This window comes from Pseudaquabacterium inlustre, assembly GCF_038066595.1.
In the GTDB taxonomy this organism is placed as follows: domain Bacteria; phylum Pseudomonadota; class Gammaproteobacteria; order Burkholderiales; family Burkholderiaceae_C; genus Pseudaquabacterium; species Pseudaquabacterium inlustre.
Window position 1 is genome coordinate 245,056 of record NZ_JBBUTH010000008.1, and the last position, 18,542, is coordinate 263,597.

Annotated in this window: 15 protein-coding genes; 6 read left to right on the plus strand and 9 right to left on the minus strand. The window is 73.6% G+C overall.

Annotated elements, in window-relative coordinates:
- Positions 1-4 precede the first annotated feature (4 nt).
- The 3 genes from AACH10_RS15665 to uvrA all read right to left on the minus strand — a co-directional run bounded on the left by AACH10_RS15665 (position 5) and on the right by uvrA (position 4,889).
- Positions 5-985 carry a hypothetical protein gene (locus tag AACH10_RS15665; protein WP_341411386.1) on the minus strand — a complete coding sequence of 327 codons (981 nt, stop codon included), beginning with the start codon at positions 983-985 and terminating at the stop codon, positions 5-7.
- Positions 982-1,749, minus strand: coding sequence for a P-loop NTPase family protein (locus AACH10_RS15670; protein WP_341411387.1), 768 nt, complete (start codon positions 1,747-1,749; stop codon positions 982-984). Before AACH10_RS15670 ends, AACH10_RS15665 begins: the two co-directional genes overlap by 4 nt.
- A 128-nt stretch (positions 1,750-1,877) precedes the next feature.
- A complete protein-coding gene (gene uvrA, locus AACH10_RS15675; RefSeq protein WP_341411388.1) occupies positions 1,878-4,889 on the minus strand; it encodes an excinuclease ABC subunit UvrA in 3,012 nt (1,003 codons plus the stop codon).
- 223 nt (positions 4,890-5,112) lie between these two features.
- Here uvrA and AACH10_RS15680 point away from each other — a divergent pair, with 223 nt between their 5' ends.
- Entirely contained in the window at positions 5,113-5,883 is a 771-nt protein-coding gene (locus AACH10_RS15680) for a Crp/Fnr family transcriptional regulator (RefSeq protein WP_341411389.1), read from the plus strand.
- A gap of 100 nt (positions 5,884-5,983) precedes the next feature.
- On the opposite strand, the gene AACH10_RS15685 is transcribed toward AACH10_RS15680, so the two are convergent.
- Positions 5,984-6,898, minus strand: a complete 915-nt coding sequence (locus tag AACH10_RS15685; RefSeq protein ID WP_341411390.1) for a helix-turn-helix domain-containing protein — start codon at positions 6,896-6,898, stop codon at positions 5,984-5,986.
- A gap of 99 nt (positions 6,899-6,997) precedes the next feature.
- Here AACH10_RS15685 and AACH10_RS15690 point away from each other — a divergent pair, with 99 nt between their 5' ends.
- Positions 6,998-8,437, plus strand: a complete 1,440-nt coding sequence (locus tag AACH10_RS15690) for a cytochrome P450 (protein WP_341411391.1) — start codon at positions 6,998-7,000, stop codon at positions 8,435-8,437.
- Here AACH10_RS15690 and recQ read toward each other — a convergent pair.
- Positions 8,424-10,313 carry a DNA helicase RecQ gene (gene recQ / locus AACH10_RS15695; RefSeq protein ID WP_341411392.1) on the minus strand — a complete coding sequence of 630 codons (1,890 nt, stop codon included), beginning with the start codon at positions 10,311-10,313 and terminating at the stop codon, positions 8,424-8,426. The genes AACH10_RS15690 and recQ overlap by 14 nt on opposite strands.
- Positions 10,314-10,487: 174 nt before the next feature.
- On the opposite strand from recQ, the gene ssb reads away from it, so the two are divergent.
- The gene (gene ssb / locus AACH10_RS15700) at positions 10,488-11,033 is read left to right on the plus strand and encodes a single-stranded DNA-binding protein (protein WP_341411393.1); all 546 of its coding nucleotides are present in this window, start codon (positions 10,488-10,490) and stop codon (positions 11,031-11,033) included.
- 69 nt (positions 11,034-11,102) lie between these two features.
- Here the strand turns inward: ssb and AACH10_RS15705 are convergent, their stop codons facing one another.
- Positions 11,103-12,158, minus strand: coding sequence for a cyclase family protein (locus tag AACH10_RS15705; protein ID WP_341411394.1), 1,056 nt, complete (start codon positions 12,156-12,158; stop codon positions 11,103-11,105).
- 232 nt (positions 12,159-12,390) lie between these two features.
- On the opposite strand from AACH10_RS15705, the gene AACH10_RS15710 reads away from it, so the two are divergent.
- The 3 genes from AACH10_RS15710 to AACH10_RS15720 all read left to right on the plus strand — a co-directional run bounded on the left by AACH10_RS15710 (position 12,391) and on the right by AACH10_RS15720 (position 15,500).
- Positions 12,391-13,416, plus strand: a complete 1,026-nt coding sequence (locus tag AACH10_RS15710) for a Tim44 domain-containing protein (RefSeq protein WP_341411395.1) — start codon at positions 12,391-12,393, stop codon at positions 13,414-13,416.
- Between the two features lie 145 nt (positions 13,417-13,561).
- On the plus strand, positions 13,562-14,866 hold the full coding sequence (locus tag AACH10_RS15715; RefSeq protein WP_341411396.1) for a tetratricopeptide repeat protein: 1,305 nt from the start codon (positions 13,562-13,564) through the stop codon (positions 14,864-14,866).
- A 52-nt stretch (positions 14,867-14,918) separates the two neighbouring features.
- Positions 14,919-15,500, plus strand: coding sequence for an NnrU family protein (locus AACH10_RS15720; protein WP_341411397.1), 582 nt, complete (start codon positions 14,919-14,921; stop codon positions 15,498-15,500).
- Between the two features lie 13 nt (positions 15,501-15,513).
- Here the strand turns inward: AACH10_RS15720 and AACH10_RS15725 are convergent, their stop codons facing one another.
- The 3 genes from AACH10_RS15725 to AACH10_RS15735 form a co-directional block, all read right to left on the minus strand.
- Entirely contained in the window at positions 15,514-15,717 is a 204-nt protein-coding gene (locus AACH10_RS15725) for a hypothetical protein (RefSeq protein ID WP_341411398.1), read from the minus strand.
- A 98-nt stretch (positions 15,718-15,815) separates the two neighbouring features.
- Positions 15,816-17,942, minus strand: a complete 2,127-nt coding sequence (locus tag AACH10_RS15730; RefSeq protein ID WP_341411399.1) for a TonB-dependent receptor — start codon at positions 17,940-17,942, stop codon at positions 15,816-15,818.
- A 93-nt stretch (positions 17,943-18,035) separates the two neighbouring features.
- On the minus strand, positions 18,036-18,530 hold the full coding sequence (locus AACH10_RS15735) for a hypothetical protein (protein WP_341411400.1): 495 nt from the start codon (positions 18,528-18,530) through the stop codon (positions 18,036-18,038).
- Between the last annotated feature and the right edge of the window lie 12 nt (positions 18,531-18,542).

The following is an 18,542-nucleotide window of genomic DNA, read 5'->3' on the forward strand; positions in this document are numbered from 1 at the left end:
TGGTTCAGACCGGCTTGCCCGGCGCGCGCGTGGCCGTGTGACCGGCGCCCGTGCGCGCAGGCGGCGCCGCCGGCTCGATGGCCAGCCACTCCAGCCACGCCAGTGCCAGGTCGCCGGCGGTGGCCGCCTGGCGGCTGATGGCCAGCAGCAGGGCCTGGGTGGCCTGCGCGGTGGCCGCATCGGTGGGCAGGTCGTCCGAGGCCCCCGCCGGGCCGGCCGGGCCGGCCGGCGGTGCACCGGCCGGTGCCAGTGCCCGCGCCTGGGCCAGGGCCTGGCGCGCGGCCAGCACCGCGCGGTCGGCCTGGCGTGCCGCCTCGTGGCAGGCATGCAGCGTGGTCAGGCGCTGGGCCTGCTCGCTGGTGTGGGCCGACAGGGTCACGCGCAGCGTGGGCGGTTCGGCCACCAGGTGAGGCAGGCGGCCATCGGACAGCGCCGCGCCCAGTCGTTGAATTTGCGCCTCGCCTGGCAGGCCGCTCAGCTGCGCCACCTCGGCCAGCGCCTGGTCGCGCCGCGCCGCGCGGTCTTCGGCATGGCGCTGGGCCTGGGCCAGCTGCGTGGCCACGCGGGCCAGCGCGTCGTCGCGGCCGGGCGTGTCGGCCGGCAGGTCCATCAGGGCCGCCTGCTGCGCCCGCGCCATGCGGCCCAGCGCGTCGGCGGTGGCCCCTTGCAGGTGGTACACGCGCACGGCCACCCATTGCCGGGCCAGGGCCTGCGCACGGCCCGGCTGGGCCTCGCCCAGTGGCGCCAGCAGGGCGGTGAGCACCGGGTCGTCGAACTGCTGCCACCAGGGGCCGGCAAGAGACGCGGCCACGGCCACCACCGGCGCCACCGGCGCCACCTGGGTGGCCTGGGCTGCCTGGGCCGCTGAAGCCGGCCACAGCACCAGCAGGGCCTGCAGCGCCAGCACGGTGCGCACCGCCACCCGGCCGGCGCGCAGGCGCGGCCCCCGGGCACCGGGCATCGCGAACGGGCGACGGCCGCTCATGCCGCGCTCATCCAGCGGCCGGCACCGCGGCCGGCATGCAGCGGCACGCCGCGGTTGGCGCTGGCGGCCAGGCGCGGGTGGTCGGTGCTCATCAGCACGCAGCAGCCGTGCAGCGCCGCGGCCGTCCACAGCGACAGGCGCACGGCCGTGATCTGCAGTGCCGACAGGCCGGCCTCGGGCTGTTCCACCACCACCAGGCGGCGGCGGCCCACCAGGGCACGGGCGATCAGCACCAGGCGCTGCTCGGCCGCTGCCAGCTGGGCCGGACGGCGGTGCATCACATCCGACAGGCCCAGGGCATCGAGCTCCAGCGCCGCCAGGTCGAAATCGTCGCCCGCGTCGGGCTGCACCAGGCGGCGCGCCACGGCCACATTGCCCAGCGCTGTGAGCTGCGGATCGAGCGCATCGCCCAGCAGCGCGCGGCCGATGTGGCGGCGCTGCAGCAACTGGCGCTGCGCCGGACTGAGGCCGCGCGCGTCCAGGCCCAGCACGTCCCAGCGGCCCAGCGGCTCGCGCACCAGTGCGGCGGTTTCCAGCACGGCGCGTTGCAGATCGGGGCTGCCGCCGCGCAGGTGCACGATGTCGCCCGCCTCGGCCTCGAACACCAGCGGCAGGCCGTCGGCGGTGCGGCCGTGCACCCACAGCGCCCGCGCCGGTTGCGGGGGCTGACCGGGCAGCACATGGGGCAGCGCGCTGAGCGCGCGGGCGCGGCGCCACGCGGGCGTGATCGCGGGGGACAACAGCGGGGCGAGGGGCGGGTTCATCGCAGGCCTTTCATGGCAAGGACGCCATGCCATGAAGGCTAGGCCGCGCGCTGCGCGGCGCTGTTGCGCGAACGTTGTGGGAGGTAAAGGCAGCCGGCGACGCATCCCCGCGTCGCCGGATGCCCTGCCTACCGTCCCAGCAGCGGCTTCAGGAAGCGTCCGGTGAAGCTGGCCGCGCAGTCGGCCACGGTCTCGGGCGTGCCGGCCACCACCACGGTGCCGCCGCCGGCGCCGCCTTCGGGGCCCATGTCGATCAGCCAGTCGGCGGTCTTGATGACGTCGAGGTTGTGTTCGATCACGACGATGGTGTTGCCGGCCTCGCGCAGTTGGTTCAGCACGCGCAGCAGCAGCTCGATGTCGGCGAAGTGCAGGCCGGTGGTCGGCTCGTCCAGGATGTACAGCGTGCGGCCGGTGTCGCGCTTGCTGAGCTCCAGCGCCAGCTTCACGCGCTGGGCCTCGCCGCCGCTGAGCGTGGTGGCGCTCTGGCCGAGCGTGATGTAGCCCAGGCCCACGTCCAGCAGCGTCTGCAGCTTGCGCGCCAGCGCCGGCACGGCGCTGAAGAAGCCGTGCGCGGCCTCGACCGTCAGGCCCAGCACCTCGTGGATGTTCCTGCCCTTGTAGAGCACCTCCAGCGTCTCGCGGTTGTAGCGCTTGCCGGCGCAGGTGTCGCAGGGCACGTAGACGTCGGGCAGGAAGTGCATCTCCACCTTGATCACCCCGTCGCCCTGGCAGGCCTCGCAGCGGCCGCCAGCCACGTTGAAGCTGAAGCGGCCGGCGCCGTAACCGCGCTCGCGCGCCATCGGCACCTCGGCAAACAGTTCGCGGATCGGCGTGAACAGGCCGGTGTAGGTGGCCGGGTTGCTGCGCGGCGTGCGGCCGATCGGGCTCTGGTCGACGTTGATCACCTTGTCGAAGGCGTCCAGGCCCTCGATCTCGTCGTGCGCCTCGGGCTCGGCATGGCTCTGGTAGAGCTTCTTGGCCACGGCGGCGTACAGCGTGTCGTTGATCAGCGTGCTCTTGCCCGAGCCCGAGACGCCGGTGACGCAGGTGAGCAGGCCCACCGGAATCTCCACCGTCACGCCCTTGAGGTTGTTGCCGCGGGCGTTGACGATGCGCAGCGACGTGGCCGTGCTCTGCGTGAAGCTGGGCCAGCTGCCATCGGGCAGGCGCTTGCGCGGCGCGGCCGGCTCGTCCGCGGCTTCAGCCGCCGGCTTGGGCAGCCAGGCGCGGCGCTCCTTCGGCACCTCGATGCGCAGCGCCTGCGCCAGGTAGCGGCCGGTCAGGCTCTCCGGGTGGGCGGCCACGGCCTCGGGCGTGCCCTGGGCGATGACGCGGCCGCCGTGCACGCCGGCGCCGGGGCCCATGTCGATCACGTGATCCGCCGCGCGGATCATGTCCTCGTCGTGCTCGACCACCAGCACGCTGTTGCCCAGGTCGCGCAGGTGGCGCAGCGTGCCGATCAGGCGCTCGTTGTCGCGCTGGTGCAGGCCGATGCTCGGTTCGTCCAGCACGTACATCACGCCGGTCAGGCCGCTGCCGATCTGGCTGGCCAGGCGGATGCGCTGGGCCTCGCCACCGCTGAGCGTGTCGGCGCTGCGGTCCAGGCTCAGGTAGTTCAGGCCCACGTCGTTCAGGAACCTCAGCCGCGCGCGGATCTCGCGCACCACCTTGTCGGCGATCTCGGCCTTGGCGCCGGTGAGGTGCAGCTGCTCGAAGTAGGCCAGCGCCTCGGCCAGCGTGGCGTGCTCGATCTCGAAGATGGCCTGGCGTGGCACGGCCGGCTGGCCATCGGCCCCATCGGCGCCCACCAGAAACACATGGCGCGCCTCGCGCCGCAGCCGCGCGCCGTGGCAGTGGGCGCAGGGCTTGGCGGCCTGGTAGCGGGCCAGATCCTCGCGCACGGCGACCGAGTCGGTCTCCTTGTAGCGGCGCTCGAAGTTGGGAATGATCCCTTCGAACGGGTGCGCGCGCTTGACCATGCGCGGCTTGCCCTTGGCCGTCTCGGCCTGGTAGACGAACTCGATGTCCTGTTCGCCCGAGCCGTACAGCAGCGTGTGGCGCGCGCTCTCGGGCAGTTCCTCGAACGGGGCCTCGATGTCGAAGCCGTAGTGCGCGGCCACGCTCTCCAGCAGGCTGAAGGTGTAGGCATTGCGGCGGTCCCAGCCCTTCACGGCACCGCCGGCCAGGCTCAGGCTGGGGAAGGCCACCACGCGCTCGGGATCGAACACCGTCTGCTGGCCCAGGCCGTCGCAGGCCGGGCAGGCGCCCATCGGCGCGTTGAACGAGAACAGCCGCGGCTCCAGCTCGGCCAGCGCATAGCTGCACACCGGGCAGGCGAACTTGCTGGAGAACAGGTGCTCCTTGCCCGTGTCCATCTCGAAGGCGATGGCGCGGCCCTCGGCGGCGCGCAGCGCGGCCTCGAAGCTCTCGGCCAGGCGCTGCTTGGCATCGGGCCGGGCCTTCAGGCGGTCGATCACCACGTCGATGTCGTGCTTCTCGTTCTTCTTGAGTGCCGGCAGCTCGGTGGCCTCGACGATCTGGCCGTCGACGCGGAAGCGCACATAGCCCTTGGCCTGCATCTCGGCGAACAGCTCGACGAACTCGCCCTTGCGGTCACGCACCACGGGGCTGAGGATCATCAGCTTGGTGTCCTCGGGCAGGGCCAGCACGGTGTCCACCATCTGCCCCACGCTCTGCGCCTGCAGCGGCAGGTTGTGATCCGGGCAGAAGGGTGTGCCGGCGCGCGCGAACAGCAGGCGCAGGTAGTCGTGGATCTCGGTCACCGTGCCCACGGTGGAGCGCGGGTTGTGGCTGGTGGCCTTCTGCTCGATGCTGATGGCCGGGGCCAGGCCCTCGATCACGTCGACATCGGGCTTGTCCATCAGTTGCAGAAACTGCCGCGCGTAGGCGCTCAGGCTCTCCACATAGCGGCGCTGGCCCTCGGCGTACAGCGTGTCGAAGGCCAGGCTGCTCTTGCCCGAGCCCGACAGGCCGGTGATCACCACCAGGGCGTGCTTGGGGATGTCGAGGTCGATGGCCTTGAGGTTGTGGGTGCGCGCGCCGCGGATCTGCAGGTGGCTGGAAGCGGTGATGGCGCCGGCGGGTGCAACGGGTGCTGCGGCATTCTGGGGGCGGGACATGGGGACGCGGCGGTTCGAGGGCAACCGACCATCATAGTCGGCCCGCCCGATGCGGGCCACCGGGCGGGGGGTGCGCCCGGCCGGGCGCCGCGTGGTGCGGACGCGACGCAGACGGTGCCTGCCCACTCTGGGGTGATCGCTCCAGAACCGCTGTTCATACTGAATCGGAGTCGTACCCGGGGAGGGTATGAACACAGCTCGGTCCAAGCGCAAAGGTGTTGCAGTGAGCGCCAAACACGATCTTCTGCCGGTGGGAGGGCCCAGCACGGCGCCAGCGAACGTCCGCCATGTGGTGTTCAACCCGCAGGCCCGCGCCTGCCTGGGCTGCGGCGTGCGCCGCAGCTCGCTGTTCGGCGTGCTGGACGTGGCGGCGCTGGAGCACATCCACGGCCACATCGCCGACCTGCAGGTGCAGCCCGGCCAGCGGCTGTTCTCGGCCAACGATCCCGGTCTGGCGGCCTTCACGCTGCGCGAGGGCGTGGTGCGCATGGAGCGCATGAGCGAGCGTGGCGAGCGCCGCATCGTGCGCCTGGCCGGCCGCAGCGACCTGATCGGCCTGGAGGCCCTGCTGGGCCAGACCTACTCGGCCGACGCCGTGGCCTGCACGCCGGTGAAGGTGTGCCGGCTGCCGCGGATGATGATCGACGAGCTGGCCAAGGACCACGCCGAGATGCGGCGCGACCTGATGAAGCGCTGGCAGGCCGCGCTGGACGAGGCCGAGGAGTGGCTCACCGAGTTGTCGGCCGGCAGCGCGCGCTGGCGCATGCTGCGCCTGCTGCTGAAGATCAGCGAGTTCAGCGAGCCCGACGGCCGCGTGTGGCTGCCCTCGCGCCAGCAGATGGGCGCGATGCTGGGCATGACGGTGGAAACCGCCAGTCGCCTGATCTCGGCCCTCAAGCGCGAAGGCGTGGTGCTGGCCGCCGACGCCGGCCATGCGCGCCTGGCCATGCCGCAGCTGATGGCGGCGCTGCGGGCGTTGAGCGACGAGCCGTGACAGCATCCAACGGAGCGAGCCGGGCGAGCGCCCGGCCGCCCGAAGCCACCCGGCCTACCCGCCCGGCGGGTGGTGCCGCGTACCCGCGGCACCGGGTGCTTCATATCCATAGACGATAGGCCCAGAAGGCCTCGTCCTCGGCGATGCGCTGGCGCAGCTCACTGGGCGTGAAGCCGGTGACGCGGCGCGTCTCGCGGCACAGGTGGGCTTGGTCGGCGTAGCCCACGTCGCTGGCCACCTCGGCCCAGCGCGGGCGCTCGCCGTCCGGCTCGGCCCGGACCTGGAAGAAGGCCGCCTCGGCACGGCTGAGCACGCGCAACTCGCGCATCGGCAGGCCGGTGTGGCGTTTGATGCGCCGCTCCAGCTGGCGCAGGCTGCGGCCCGGGCCGGAGGTGGCGGCGCGCTGGGCCACGGCCACCGCCCAGTCGCGCGCATGGTGCAGGCCCAGCGGCTGCGCCGGCCGCGCGGCCTGCCAGCGCGGCAGCACGAAGGCTTCCACCGCGGCCACGCGCGCGGCGGTGTCGGGCGCGGCGCGCACGGCCTGGTCCAGCGCCTGCCAGCCCGCGGCGTCGCGGGCCTGGGCCAGCAGCGGCGCCGCCGGCAGCAGCTGGTTGCACCAGGCGGCGCTGTCCAGTCCGGTCAGCGCATGCAGCGCGTCGGGCTGCAGCAGCACCCAGAAGCCCAGCGCCGGGCCGGGGTTCCAGCTCACCATCGGCCGGGTCTGCGGGCCGGAGATCAGCCAGTCGGCGCCCACCGGCGTGCGCGGCGCGCCGGCCAGGCCGGGCGCGTCGGGCTGGTCGGTGCGCACGATGGCCGCATCGCCGGCCAGCACCCACACCAGCGAGCAATACGGCGTGGCCGGAAAGTGGTTGAAGCGCTGCGCCTCGCTGAGCACGCAGCCGCGGGTGTCGCGCTCGGTGTAGGCGCGCACGCAGCCGCCGATGGCCGCGCTGGGCAACAGCAGCTGGCTGCGGGTGTCGGGGGCCAGCGGGGCGGTGCCGGCAGGGCTGGGCATGGCGCCAGTGTAGAAGCGTGCCGCTGACCGGCGGTGCAAGGCCCGGCGATGTCGTGAAGCTTCAAGACAGCGCCGCCATGGCGCCGCAGCATGGCCGCCATGAACCCGCATGCCAGCCTCCCATCCCCCCACCGCAGCGACGCTGCCGCCGCTCCCAGCGCACCACCTGCAGCCCGGCCACCCGGCCCGCCCACGCCCTGGTGGGGCCTGGGCACCATGCGTGCGATGCGCGCCGATTACCTGGGCTTCGTCACCCGGCTGCAGCGCCAGCATGGCGACGTGACCTTCATGCAGCTGGTGCACGAGCAGGCCTACGACCTGTTCGCACCCGAGCTGATCCGCCAGGTGCTGGTCGACCAGCATGAGCAGTTGCAGCGCTGGGAGCGCGGCCCCGAGGTGTTTGCCGAACTGGTGGGCCAGAACGTGCTGGTCACCGAGGGCGCCACCTGGCAGCGCCAGCGCCGCATGCTGCAGCCCGGCTTCACGCCGAGGCGCGTGGCCGGCTATGGCCGCCTGATGGTGGACGCCGCACGCCACGCGCTGGACATGGCGGTGATGCCCGGCGCCGACCGCGCCGACGTGGACATGGACGCGCTGTTCACCCGCCTGACCATGGACGTGATCCTGCGCACGCTGTTCGGAGCGGCGGCCACGGCGCGGGAATCGGCCGACGCCGCCTGGGCCGTGAAGACCGCCAACGCCACCGCGATGCGCGAGATGTTCTGGCCCGTCACCCTGCCCGACTGGCTGCCGCTGCCCGGCAAGGCCGACAAGCGCCGCGCCATCGACATCCTGCACAGCCTGGTGCGGCGGCACATCGCGCGGCGCCAGGCCGCCCCCGCCGACCCAGCGCCCGCCGACGACCTGCTGGCCATGCTGCTGGCCGTGCGCGACGACCACGGCGCCGGCCTGGACCCGCAGGAGCTGATGGACCAATGCCTGGTGACCTTCACCGCCGGCCACGACACCACCGCCAGCGCGCTGCTGTGGTGGAGCGCGATGCTGGCACACCACCCCGAAGCCGCCGCCCGCGCCCAGGCCGAGGTGGATGCCTTGCTGGCCGGCCGCGACCCCACGGCCGACGACCTGCCGCAGCTGGCCTGGCTGGGCGCCACGCTGAAGGAGACGCTGCGCCTGTACCCGCCGCTGGGCGCGCTGATGACCCGCCGCACCCGCGCGCCGGTGCAGGCCGGGCCGTGGACGATCCCCGCCGGCGCGCTGGTGCGCATCTCGCCCTGGGTGGTGCAGCGCGATGCGCGCTGGTTCCCCGATCCCGAGACCTTCCGGCCCGAGCGCTTTCTGCCGGTGGACCGGGGCGGCGACGCACCGCCGCCGCGCGGCGCCTGGCTGCCCTTCGGCACCGGCCCGCGGGTGTGCATCGGCCAGCACTTCGCGCTGCTGGAAATGACCCTGGTGGCCGCGATGCTGCTGCAGCGCTACCGCCTGGCACCCATCAGTGGCCAGCCGCTAGGCGCGCCCGAGATGCAGGTGACGCTGCGGCCAGCCGGCGGCCTGCGCCTGCAGCTCAGCCGGCGTTGACCGCCAGCACGCGCAGGATCTCGCTGCCGTAGGCCTCGAGCTTCTTGGCGCCCACGCCGCTGACGCCGGCCAGCGCATCCAGCGAATCGGGCGCCTCGCGCGCCATCTCGGCCAGCGTGGCGTCGTGGAACACCACGTAGGGCGGCAGCTTGTGCGCGCGGGCGATCTCGGCGCGCCAGGCCTTCAGCGCGGCAAAGCGCTGCAGGCCGGCCTCGTCCAGCGGCAGCGGCGGGGGTTTCTCCGCTCCACCGCGGCTGCTGCCCGACGACCGCCGGCTGCGACCCTTGGGTGCCTCGCTGGGCACGCGCAGCGTCACGGTGATCTCGCCCTTCAGCACCGCGCGGGCTGAATCGGTCAAAGACAGCGTGTTGTATTCGCCTTCGCTTTGCACATGGCCCAGCGCAATCAGCTGGCGCAGCACGCTGCGCCACTGCGTCTCGGCGATGTCGGCGCCGATGCCGAAGGTGCTGAGCGTGTCGTGGTGGCGCTGCACCACCTTGTCGGTGCGCTTGCCACGCAGCACGTCGATCAGGTGCCCGGCGCCGAAGCCGAAGCCGCTGGCCTGGTGGCAGCGGTAGATGCAGCTGAGCAGCTTGCGTGCGGCTTCCGTCGCATCCCAGGTTTCCGGCGGGTGCAGGCAGTTGTCGCAGTTGCCGCAGGGCTCGCTGTGCTCGCCGAAGTAGGCCAGCAGGCGCACGCGCCGGCAGTCGTGCGCCTCGGCCAGCGCCAGCAGCGCGTCCAGCTTGGCGCGCTGCAGGCGCTTGAAGTCCTCACCCGCCTCGCCATCGTCGATCATGCGGCGCTGGTTCACCACGTCGGCCAGGCCATAGGCCATCCAGGCGTCGGCGGGCAGGCCGTCGCGGCCGGCGCGGCCGGTCTCCTGGTAATAGCCCTCGATGTTCTTGGGCAGGTCCAGGTGGGCCACGAAGCGCACGTCGGGCTTGTCGATGCCCATGCCGAAGGCCACGGTGGCCACCATCACGATGCCCTCTTCGCGCAGGAAGCGGTCCTGGTTCACGCGGCGCGCTTCACTCTCCATGCCGGCGTGGTACGGCAGCGCGCTGATGCCCTCGCTCTTCAGCCAGGCCGCCGTGTCCTCCACCTTCTTGCGGCTCTGGCAGTAGACGACGCCGGCATCGCCCTCGTGCTCGTCGGCCAGAAAGCGCAGCAGCTGCTTCTTGGCATCGGCCTTCTCGACGATGGTGTAGCGGATGTTGGGCCGGTCGAAGCTGGCGATGAACAGCTGCGCCTCGGCCAGCGCCAGGCGCTCGATGATGTCGGCGCGGGTGTGGTCGTCGGCCGTGGCGGTGAGCGCGATGCGCGGCACCGTGGGGTAGCGCTCATGCAGTTCGCTGAGGCCCAGGTACTCCTCGCGGAAATCATGGCCCCACTGGCTGACGCAGTGCGCCTCGTCGATGGCCAGCAAGCCCAGCAGGCCGCGCTCGTGCAGTGAATCGAGCATCGCCAGGAAGCGCGGCGTGAGGATGCGCTCGGGCGCGGCGTACAGCAGCACCAGTCGGCCGGCCAGCAGATCGCGCTCGATGCGGCGCGCCTCGTCGCCGTCCAGCGTGCTGTTCAGGAAGGCGGCGCTGACGCCCAGTTCGTCCAGCGCACCCACCTGGTCCTGCATCAGCGCGATCAGCGGGCTCACCACCAGGGTCACGCCATGGCCGGCGCGGTGGCGGGCGATGGCCGGCACCTGGTAGCACAGGCTCTTGCCGCCGCCGGTGGGCATCAGCACCAGCGCGTCGCCGCCCTGCGTGACCTGCTGGACGATGGCCCCCTGCTGGCCCCGGAAGGCGGTGTAGCCGAAGACCTGCTGCAGGATGTCCAGCGGGTCGGTGGAATGGGTGTCAGCGGCGCGCGAGGTGGGCATCGGGACGCGATGGTACCGACCGGCACGCCCGCCGCCGGGCCGGCCCCGCCGAAAGAGGGTGCGCCACCCTCCTCCGGGCGGCTGCCAGCGGCCGCGGCGGGTGGCTAAGATGCCGTTTCGGGGACAATCGCGCCCCTTCCACCTTTCCGTCCCCGCGCAGCAGGAGCACCGGCCATGGCCTCGGTCAACAAAGTCATTCTCATCGGCAACCTGGGTCGTGACCCCGAGGTGCGCTACACGCCCAGCGGCAGCGCCGTGTGCAACGTCAGCCTTGCCACCACGCGCAACTGGAAGAGCAAGGACAGCGGCGAGCGCCAGGAAGAGACCGAATGGCACCGCGTGGTGTTCTTCGACCGTCTGGCCGAAATCGCCGGCGAGTACCTGAAGAAGGGCCGCCCGGTGTACGTGGAAGGCCGCCTGAAGACCCGCAAGTGGACCGACAAGGACGGCGTGGAGAAGTACACCACCGAGATCTTCGCCGAGACCATGCAGTTGCTGGGCGGCCGTGAGGAAGGCGGCATGGGCGGCGGCGGTGGCGGCATGGGCCGCGGCGCCCCGGCCGGCGGTGGTGGTGGCGACGACTACGACGACATGGGCGCCGCCCCGGCGCCGGCCCCGCGTCGCAGCGCCCCGCCCCCGCGCGCCCCGGCCGCCGCGCAGCGCCCGGCGCCGAAGTCGAGCACCGGCTTCGACGACATGGACGACGACATTCCGTTCTGACCGTCCAGCCGGTCTGAACGCATCCACAGGGCCCGGCGACGGGCCCTGGTCACGTCTGGCGGAGAAACGTCACACGGTCGCCACCGGCGTCACCGGCGAGCCCACCGCGCCCGGCAGGCGCAGCGGCGGGGCGGTGAGCAGGCAGCGCGAGCGGCCGTTCGCGCGCAGCCAGGCGGCCAGGTCGCCCAGCCACCACAGCTCGCCCAGCGGCACGCCCAGCTTGAACAGGCAGTGCTCGTGCAGCGGCAGCGCGGCGCGCGGACCCGGCACATCACGCGCGGGGTAGCCCTCCACCGCGTAGTTGTCGGCGCACAGTGCGGCCACGCCGCTGTCGGTCACCCACTGCAGCAGGGCCGGGTCGCGGCCGTCCAGCACCGGGCAGGCGTGGTGCAGCACCTGGGGATCGGGCTCTCGGTTCATCTCGAGCACGGCCTCGGCAAAGCCGGTGTGGATCAGCAACAGATCGCCCGGCTCGACCACCACGCCGTCGTCGGCCAGGATGCGCATCAGCAGCGCATGGTCGACGAACACGCGCTCGCGGCCCAGGTGCGCCGCCAGGTCGACCATCACGCCGCGGCCCTGGATGGGTGATTCGGCGAAGTTGGCGATGCCCAGCGCGCGGGCGTACGAGCCGTCCTCGCCGCAGCCGCAGGCGGCCAGCAGGCGGTCGCCGGGGCCGACGATGTGCTCGTGCGCGCGGTAGCCGTTGTAGTACACCTTCTCGGGCTCGCCGTCGCCATCGGCGTCGAACCAGCTGCCCACATGGGCGAAGCTATCCCACTGCGTGCTGTACTGCAGGCTCATCGTCACCTGGTCGTCGCAGATCACGTCGGTGGCGCGCTCGGCCACCAGCGACAGCGGCTGGTTCATGAACGGCTGGCCGTTCAGCGCCGTGGGGCGCAGCGTCGGCGGGTGGCGGCGCGGGTTCAGCACCGCGCCGCCGGGGTAGTCCAGCGGCAGGCTCAGGCCGAAGGCCAGGCCCTCGCGCACCTCCGCCACCGCGGCGCGGCGGCGCTCGGGCGTGATCAGGTTCAGACGGCCCAGCTGGTCGTCGGCGCCGAAATCGCCCCAGGTCGAGCCCTCGGGGCGGCGCACCCAGCGGCGGGTGGTGGTGGTGTCGGTCATGGCGGGCTCCCTGGGTTGGCGTGATCGCGTCGGTGTCGCGGCCGATGCTGCCGCGCGACCCGGTGGCTGACCACCCGGGCTTGTGCGGCGCCGGGCTGTCGCTGCTGCGACAGACAGCACACCCGGTGCACAGCGGGCACGGAACCTCTGGCGACGCCAGGGCTCACAATGCCGACCGGTCCGTGCGCGTGGCGCGCGGGCATGCCGGACACCGCATGGAGACCTTGCGCATATGAAGAAACTGCTGCTGACGTTGTCGATGGCCGTGGCCGTCGGTTCCCTGGGCATGGCCCCGCATTTCGCCGAGGCCAAGCGCCTGGGCAGCGGCAAGCCGGCCGGGCTGCAACGCCAGATGCCGGCCACGCCCGCCAAGCCGGCCACGCCACCCACCCCGGCCCAGGCGCCGGGCGCCCAGCCCGCAGGCCAGCAGGCCGCCCCGGCCATGGCCGGCGCCACCGCCGCGGCGGCGGCCGCGCCGGCCAAGCGCTCGTGGATGGGCCCGCTGGCCGGCCTGGCCGCCGGCATCGGCCTGGCGGCGCTGTTCAGCCACTTCGGCATGGGCGAGGGCCTGGCCAATTTCGTGATGATCGCGCTGCTGGCCGTGGCCGCGTTCGCGCTGCTGCGCTTCGTGCTGGGCCGCCTGGGCGCCAAGCGCCAGCCGGCCGCCTCCGGCATGGGCTCGATGGGCAACCTGGGCCTGGCCGGTGCCGGCGCCGGGGCGGGTTCGGGCGGCGGCCTGGGCGCGGGCCCGGCCATGGCACCGTCGCCGGCCCAGCCGGTGCAAGCCACGCCGATGACCGAGCGCAGCAGCCTGGCCGATCCGGTTGGCGCCGCCAGCACCGCCGGTGCCGGCCCGCTGGACGCACCGGCCGCCGCCGAGCCGGCCCTGCCCGCCGGCATCGACCGCGACGACTTCATTCGCCTGGCCAAGATGGTGTTCGTGCGCATGCAGGCCGCCAACGACGCCGGCAATGTCGATGACCTGCGCAAGTTCACGACGCCCGAGCTGTTTGCCTCGCTGCGGGTGGATCTGCAGGAGCGCGGCGCCGCCAAGCAGCAGACCGATGTGGTGCAGCTCGACGCCACCATCGCCGACGTCACCCGCGACGGCATGGGTCAGGACGTGGTGAGCGTGCGCTACTCGGGCCTGATCCGCGAGGAAGCCGAGCGCCCGGCCGAGCCCTTCGCCGAGTTGTGGCACCTGGTGCGCCCGGTGGGTGGCGAATGGGCCATCGCCGGCATCACGCCGCTGAACTGACGCGCCCACGCGACGGGGGCTGCCCCCACCCACCCGGCCGGCCACGCGCCCGGCCGGATGGGCTGAAACTCGCCGGTACCCCGCGCGGTGACGGCGGCTGACTACACTCCCGCCTTCGTTCTTCACCGCCTCACGGGGTGCCCGCTTGACGACCCGCCTGCCCATCTGCTTCACCACCCAGCCGCGCCGCACGCTGCGCGCGATCACCCTGGCCACGCTCACCGTGCTGGCGGCAGCCGGCACCGCGCCGGTGCTGGCCCAGCAGGCGGCGGCGCCGGCCGCGGCCGCCTCGGCGCCCAGCGTGCGCGCCGAAACCGCCAAGCCGCTGCAGGAAGCGCAGGAGGCGCTGAAGGCCGGCAAGCACCAGGAGGCCCTGGACAAGCTGACGGCGGTGGAGGCCATCGCCGGCATCACACCGTACGAGCGCTATGTGGTCGGCCGCTTCCGCCTGGCCGCGGCCAGCGGCAAGGGCGATACAGCGCAGGCGATGGCCGCGCTGCAGGGCGTGATCGACACCGAATTCCTGCCCGAGGCCGAACGCCGGCCGCTGAACGAGGCGCTGATCCGCCTGGCCGTGCAGCACAAGCAGTACGCGGTGGCCGTGCAGCGCTACCCGGTGTACGTGGCCGCCGGCGGCAACAGCACCGAACTGCGCGAGCTCTACCCGCGCCTGCTGGCCGAGACCGGCGACCAGGCCGGCGCCGTGCGCGAGTTCGCCGCCCTGGTCAAGGCCGAGGAGGCTGCCAACCGCGTGCCTGGCGAGGTGCTGCTCAGCCGCCTGGCGGTGGCGCAGAACACACTGAAGGACGACGCCGGCTACCTGGACACGCTGGCCAAGCTGGCCGGCACCACTGGCAAGTCCGACTACTGGAATGAGCTGATCGCGCGCACCGCGCAGCGCAACGGCTTCGCCGACGAGCGCCTGCGCCTGGACCTGTATCGCCTGAAGCAGGCCGTGGGCCTGAGCCTGCCGGCCGGTGAGGTGGGCGACATGGCCTACCGTGCCAGCCAGATCGGTCTGCCCTCCGAGGCGCAGAAGCTGCTGGACGATGGCTTCAACAGCGGCGTGCTGGGCAAGGACGCCAATGCCGCGGCCGACCGCAAGCTGCGCGAGGCCGTGACCAAGGCCGCCGCCAACGACCGCGCCAGCCTGAACGACGCCGAGACCGCCGCCCGCAACGCCAAGGACGGCAACGTGCCCTTCGCGCTGGGCATGGCGCTGTCGGGCGCCGGCCAGCACGACAAGGCCCTGGCCGTGATGGCCGTGGGCCAGGCCAAGGGCGGCCTGCGCCAGCCCGACGACGCGCTGCTGCACCTGGGCGTGGTGCAGGTGCGCGCCGGCAAGGTGGCCGATGCGCTGGGCACCTTCGCCCAGGTCAAGGGCAGCGACGGCACGGCCGACCTGGCCCGCCTGTGGACGCTGTACCTGAAGAGCCCGGCGCGCAAGTAAGCGGCGCGGCAGACCGCTACCATCGCCGGCACCCACTCTGAAGGATGCTGCGATGCGCGCCCTGATCTTCGGCCTGCTGCTGTTCCTGGGCCTGCATTCGCTGCGCATCGTGGCCGATGGCTGGCGCAGCCGGATGGTGGCCCGCCTGGGCGAGAACGCCTGGAAGGGCCTGTACACGCTGGGCGCGCTGGCCGGCCTGGCCCTCGTCGTGTGGGGCTACGGCCAGGCCCGGCTGGCGCCGGTGGTGCTGTGGGCCTCGCCCACCTGGACGCGGCACCTGGCCGGCCTGCTGATGCTGGCCTCGATGGTGCTGCTGGTGGCGGCCTATGTGCCGCGCAACGGCCTGAAGGCCCGGCTGCGGCACCCGATGGTGCTGTCGGTCAAGGTCTGGGCGCTGGCCCACCTGCTGGCCAACAACACGCTGGCCGACCTGCTGCTGTTCGGCAGCTTCCTGCTCTGGGCGGTGCTGGATTTCCGGTCGCTGCGCCAGCGCGACCGCGCCGCGGGCACGGTGGCGGCGCCTGGCACCACCGCCGGCACGCTGCGCGCGCTGCTGATCGGCGCACTGCTGTGGGCGGCGCTGGCCTTCTGGGGCCACGGCCTGCTGTTCGGCGTGCGGCCGTTCGGCGCCTGAGCGCCTGGCGCGCCTAACCGCGCCGGAACGTAGGCAAAGGCAGGTTGCCGAACAGGCGGTCGAAGACCGTCTCGCTCTCGATCTCGTTGACGTCCAGACCGTCGATGGGCGCCGGCGACAACGATTCCGGCTCCAGCGGCATGGGGGTCGTGTCGGGCCAGACGTCGCGTCGATCGCGAGACTCGGCCGTCATCGGCGCTGCGCGGTGGGTGCTCATGGTGCCGCCAGCATAGGGGGCAGCAGGCCGCCCGAAGCCCCGAACAGGCGGCCGGCGGGGGCCTTGTTCAGGCCTCGGCCGGCCGCGTCGCCTGTCGCCTAGAAACCCACGCGCAGCCCGGCGGTCAGCGCCCGGGCGCCGCCGGGGCTGCGCTCGCGCGCCGGCAGCACCGCGCTGGCATTCCACACCAGGGCGTTGCCCAGGTTGGCCAGCTTCAGCGTCCACAGCGCATCGGCCTGGCCCCAGCGCTGGCGCCAGCCGGCGCTCAGGTCGACCACGTTGGCGCCGGGCGTGGCGCGGTCGGTGGCCGGCACGCGGTGCTGCGCGGCCAGGTGGCGCAGCACCAGGCCCAGGCTCAGCGCCCCGCGGCTGGCCTGCAGGCCGGCCTGCAGCCGCAGCGGCGCCAGGCGCGGCAGCGGCTCGCCGCTGGCCCGGTTGTGGCCGCGCACCAGGTCGAGCCCGGCGCTGGCATCCAGCGCCCAGCCGGCCTGCTGCCAGCGGCTGCGCGCCTCCAGCTCCAGCCCGTGCAGCGCGGCCGGCACGCCGATGAAGCGGTACTCGGGCACGCTGCCGCTGCCGTCGGGCAGCGCGATGTCGGTGCCGCTGGCATCCAGCGCGATGTAGTTGGCAAAGCGCGTGCGCCAGGCCTGCACCTGCACGCTGTGGCCGCCCTGCTGCCATTGCAGGCCCAGCTCGGCATGCAGGCTGCGCTCGGCGGCCAGCGCGGCGTCGCCAAGCTCGTAGGCCCCGGTGGCCACGTGCAGGCCGTTGGCGAACAGCTCGTAGTAGGCCGGCGCACGCTCGGTGCGGCCCAGCGTGCCGCGCACCGACCAGCCCGGCGCGCCCAGCCAGGCCCCCGGCAGCGGCGCCTGCGCGCCCAGCGACCAGCTGGTGGGCGTGAAGCGGCGGCTGGTGGCGGCGCCGAAGCGCGGTTCGGCGGCATCGGCCGCATCGCCGTCGGACTGCACCGTGGCGCGCTCGCGCCGCGCGCCGGCGCTCAGCGTCAGGCCGGGCAGCGCCCATTCCTGCAGCACGAACAGCGCGTCGTTGCGGGTGCGCGTGGCGGGCACGAAGGCCTCCTCGCCCAGGGCCGAGAAGTCCAGCCGCTCGGCCTGCAGGCCCACGGTGCCGCGCAGCGTGCCGGCGCCCAGCGCCAGCGGCGCCTGGCGGGCCTGCAGACGCAGCTCCTGCCCCTGGCTGCGGAAGGTGGTGCCGACCTCGCCCGTGCCTTCTACCTCCTGGTGCTGGTAGCGGGTGCGGCTGTACTGGCCTTCCACCGCGCTGAACGGCCCGGCCAGGCCGCGGCGCTCGCCGGCCAACGCCACGCGTTCGCGTTGCAGCTGGATGCCGACATCGGGCTCCACGACCACGCCGTAGTGCTGGCGCAGGCCGTCCACCGCCACGCCGACGAAGCCCTGGGCATCGGCCCACGAGACGCCCACCGCGCCGGCGCGGCCGCGGCCGCCGCTGTTGGCCACGCGCGTGGCGGGCGTGGCGGCCTCGCCGTCCCCGGCCGGCGGCGTGAAGCGCGGCGTGCGCAGGTCCTGGCTGTGGCGGTCGGCAGCGTCCACATGCCAGTTCAGGCCGGCCATGCCGCCTTCCAGCACCACGGCGCCGGCCTGTTCGCGCGCCGCGCCGCCCAGGCGGAACTCGGCCCGGCCGCCGACCTCGCCCAGCGGGTTGCGCGGGATGCGGTTGTCCAGCGTGTTGACCACGCCGCCGGTGGCATTGCCGCCGTACAGCAGTGCGGCCGGGCCACGCAGCACCTCGATGCGCTCGACCACCAGCGGATCGACCGCCACCGCATGGTCGAAGCTGAGGTTGGATGCGTCGGCCGACGCGCCGCCGTTGTCGAGCAGGCGGATGCGGTCGCCGTCCAGCCCGCGGATCACCGGCCGGCTGGCCTGGGGCGCGAAGCCCGAGGCGGCCACGCCGGGCAGGCCGGCGAGGGTGTCGCCGAGCGTGCCGGCGCGGCGCTGGGCCAGGGCTTCGCCGGTCAGCACCTCGGCCGGCTGGGCCAGCTGGGCCGAGCCCAGCGGGTTGCCGGTGATGACCACGGTGCCCACGCTGGGGCTGGCGATGGGGCTGGCAACAGGGCTGGCGGCGGCCTGCGCCCGGGCGGTGCCGGGTGACACGATGGCCAGCGCCACGGCCGACAGCGGAAGAACGAAAGACAGTGCGTGCGGCGCGCAGACACGCGCGCGGCGGAGGGACGACAACGACATGGAAGGCTCGGATCCTGGCAACGGATGACGGGCATCCGGCCGCGCCCGGGCCATGCCCTCAGGACATGCGCAGGCGCCGGCCGGTGCGGCGGGTCAGACGGAGACAGGCAGGGCCGGTGGCGCGCGGGCCTGGAACGGCGCGGCCGCGGCGCTGAGCCGGGCCGGCCAGGGGGGCGCCACCGGCGCGGTGGCCGGGGTCGGCGCGGCCGCGAAAGCCAGTGGCTGCGGCGGCGCCAGCGCGCCGATGGTGGCCAGCACCAGGCAGATGCTGCACAGCGCATCGGCGGCGGGATCGGCCGGGGTGTCGAGCCCGGTGGCCGGTGCGGGCGCGTCGGCGCGCGGGGCCGGGACAGGGAAGGACGGCGTGGCGGCCGCATCGCCCACGGCGCCGGCCACCGCCGCCGCCACCGCCGGCGGTGCGTGCCCGGCCGCAGCCGACAGCACGGCCGCGTCGCGGCCGGCCAGGCTGTGGCCCAGGCCGTGCACCAGCCCCCAGTGCTGTGCCAACAGCAACAGCAGCGCCAACGCCAGCGCCGGGCCCAGGGCCAGCGGGCGCGAACGTGGGGTGGGGAAGGGGCGGGTGGCCATGGTGGGGGCGCG